This is a genomic window from Roseateles sp. (assembly GCF_044373315.1).
Lineage (GTDB): Bacteria > Pseudomonadota > Gammaproteobacteria > Burkholderiales > Burkholderiaceae_C > JACDQM01.
This window is the reverse complement of sequence record NZ_JBILQK010000232.1, coordinates 1-3517: the sequence shown is the minus strand read 5'-3', so window position 1 is coordinate 3517 and position 3517 is coordinate 1. Positions and strand designations below refer to the sequence as shown.

Genomic DNA, 3517 nt, shown 5'->3' with positions numbered 1-3517 from the left:
TTTCAAATGAACCGGTCAGGTCGAAATAGGCGACATTGACACGCAACTGGCCACCAACCTCATCTTGGCCGGGGGTGAAGGTGGCATCGACTGCCCCCACAATATCCGTCCAGCTAGCACCGCCATCAAATGAAACCTGCCACTGATAGGTGGGGTTGATGATGGTGTTGAGTTCTACGATCGTCGATAGATCAACGCTCAACACCTCACGCTCGGTCGGGGTGATATTACTTATGGTCGGTTCACCGGTTGCGGCAACTGGGACAATGGCATTGATGTCATAGGTCACTGTGCCGCCAAGGCCATCTGCAAAGGTTAGCTTCTCGATGTTGAACAGACGGTCACTACCGTCGTCGAACACATTGTCCGCGGGCACATGGGTTACCGTTGTCGAACCGTCAGCATTGCGAACAAATGTATAGTCGCTCAACTGACCGCGATAGACTGCTGTATCCAAATCACCCGCCACGCCGCCATCGAGGATTTCGCGAACGATCGACAACTGGCCGGGGTTGATCGTGCGATCGAGCATCAACTGATCGAGCTTACGACCACCATGGAGCACATTGCCCTGCAGATCCCAGACCTGGCTGGTCATATGTTCTGCCGTAGCAATCGAAACACCATTGGCATCGTTGATCGAGATGCGGACATTCAGCCAACGGTCGCCATCGATGATGTCATCGCCGGCCATGCCTTGGATCCGGTCGTTACCGCCACCGCCAAGGATGATGTCGTGCGGCTGGTTGACAATGTCGGTTGCAACGCCATCAAGATTGCGCACCAGATCAGCCTGGTTGAACACAACCACTTCATGCTGCTCACCGCTTGCAGAGGTAATCGTTTCACGGCCAAGATGGCTTACCAGATCGGCCAGTCCGTCGATGCGGGCAACGCCTTCCGCCGTCAGTGCATTCGAATAGGACAGGAACGATGTAGCTGCATCAAACACGATCGCGGCGTCAGGCAGACCGGTTCCGTCCTCGCGGCCGCTCAGCATGTCATCCAGTTTCCAGCCCGAAAGACCTTCGACATTGTCGAAACGGTCAGCAAGCGCTTCGTCTGCAACGTTTGTGAAAATCGGCACGCCGAGGTCCGAAACGGCGCCGACCGGATTGTCTTTGTTGATCGCCCAGTCAAACCCGGCCATGCCTTCGCTGCGCTGCTGGCCAAGGCCCTGAAACATGATATCGTCGCCGGATTCGCCCATGTAAACGCTATCGTTGCGGCGGCCGTTGAGGACGTCATGGCCGATGATACGACTGTCCACGAACAGTTCCGCATTATCGCCAGCCATATCGTCAAGGCCGTCGCCGCCTTCGAGCCAATCATCGCCCTCATTGCCGAGGACTACGCTTGCGTCATTGCCGCCTACGACAAAGTCATTGTCTTCGCCTGACCTGATGTTCTTCATGTCGCGGCCGCCAAGGATGAAATCCTGACCGCTACCGCCGAAGATCAGGTCAAGGCCTTCACCGGCGCTGATCACGTCATGGCCTTCTTCGCCGTTCAAGACGTCGCCTGCCCCGACGGGGACGCCGCCGTCGGTGATGACATCGTCGCCATAACCGCCAGAGATGTGATCGACGCCCTGACCACCTTCGAGATTGTCATCGCCTTTGCCACCCCACAGGGTGTCATCGCCTTCGCCGCCGATCAGCGTGTCATTGCCGACGGTTCCGCCGAGGACGACATGGTCGACGCCATTGTAACGCAGATAATCATCGACGCCATCGCCATTGGTATCCTTGCGCATGACCATCGGGCTGATCGCCTGCAGGATCATATTGTCATGAACCGGATCAGCCATGCCCTGAACGCTCTGATTGAGCTCCAAGATGTAAGACGCGGTCAGGAACATTGAGCTGGGCAAGTGCGTGCTGCCATCATTACCCAGATCGGTGTTGCGCATGGCAAGCTTGGCCCAGCTATCACCTTCCAGCTGGGTGAGCATGTTCAGACCCTGCGACCGGCTGAGATAATAGAAGCGGTCGCCTGCCTGCAGATTTTCCATCTGCACTTCGAAAACGAAGTTGAAAGTGCTGCCCAACAGGCCACCAAAGGCCATTTTCTTTTCGGCGAGGCCGCCAATCCAAAAATCGATGGCGTTCAGGCCGCTATTCGCTGCATTCCATGTGCCCGTGCTGGTCAGGTACTCGATGCGGTCAGCCGGAGCGCCGGGTCCGCCAAGGACCAGTGCAAAGGCTGCGTCACGCTTTTCTTCAACAGTGGTCGCCGCCAGGATCGTTTCATGCTGACCATAGGCTGCAATGAAGTTGATCACCGACGCGGGGTTCTTGATCGCCAAAGCGAAATCATACCAGCTGTCATAAGGTTTCAACTGGGTATCGCCAGTCTGGGCATAGAAATCAGCGCGGACGAGGTTCAGCGACGCCGTGCCAGTCTCACGACCACGGGCGATATTGAGCGTTGCAAGATCGAGCGGCAGGCCGACCAGATCGTTACGCAATGCATCGGTGACGAATTCGTCGATTTCATTGCCAACCTGGCGCGTCATGCCGCGGAAGATGGCGCCCGCTGCTTCCTCTATCGTTGCGCCGGCACCAGCAAAGGCTCCCGGGTTGAGGAAGGCTTCGACCAGCGTCATGCTGGTGTTGGTCTGGCCGTCAGCCCCAAGGATATCGACCGTTTCATTCAACTGCGAATGGCCGAACCGATAAACGGCATGGGCGAATTCAGCCGTGATTGCCGGATCGATATCGACAGTGTTCGAGACAAGGAACGGATCGATATTGGGGCTGACAAGGCGTGCGAATTCTTCAAAGACCAGATGCTGATAGACCTGTTCGGTGGACCAGCGCGCGGCCTGGAAAAGGCGCTCGCCATTCCATTGCAGCGTGGTCACATCGGCGGGCATCGCGTCAACTGCGACATTGAGCCATTCGTTCAGGAAACGAATGTCGCCATTGGCAAGGATTTCTTCCTTCATCTGATCAACGCGATGATTGTGTTCGGAATGGAACACATGGTGGATCGCGGTGAGTGCAATGTTTTCGTTACCACGACCGTCACCGACGACATAATGTGCGTCGAGCAATTCATTGTCATATTCGCTGCGGTTACCGCGTTCGTCGACAGCAATGGCGTTGCCCGAAATCAGATCTTCGTCGGCAGTCTGACCGGCTTTGGGTTCAGCATTGTGCGCGATATCGGCAAGGAACACATGACCGGTGGCAAGGGCCAGGGCTGTCGAAACGGGTGCAGCCGGATTGCCTTCAACCAGATCGGTGGGGAGATTGGTTCCGGATACGAGCTGGGGGAAGCCGTTCGCGCCGGGGATGAAATTACCATAAAGATCGGTGGCAAGCAGCGGAACGCGATGCACGTCCATGTCGTTCATTTCGATGCCGAGGATGTCGCGCGCCTGCAACTTGATGTCGGCCCAGGTCGGCGGACCGCCATTGGGGGCTTCGAGCATCCAGCCAGTTGCAACAGGCTTGCCGTCGACCAGCTTATATTCACGCAGGAAGACCTGGGTCGATTCATTGGAACCATA

General features: G+C 56.6%; 1 protein-coding gene. It reads right to left on the bottom strand.

Features of this window, described 5'->3' with window-relative positions; all coding sequences use genetic code 11:
• On the bottom strand, window positions 1-3517 hold a 3517-nt coding region (locus ACIQ67_RS20935; RefSeq protein ID WP_397536305.1), incomplete at both ends, for a peroxidase family protein.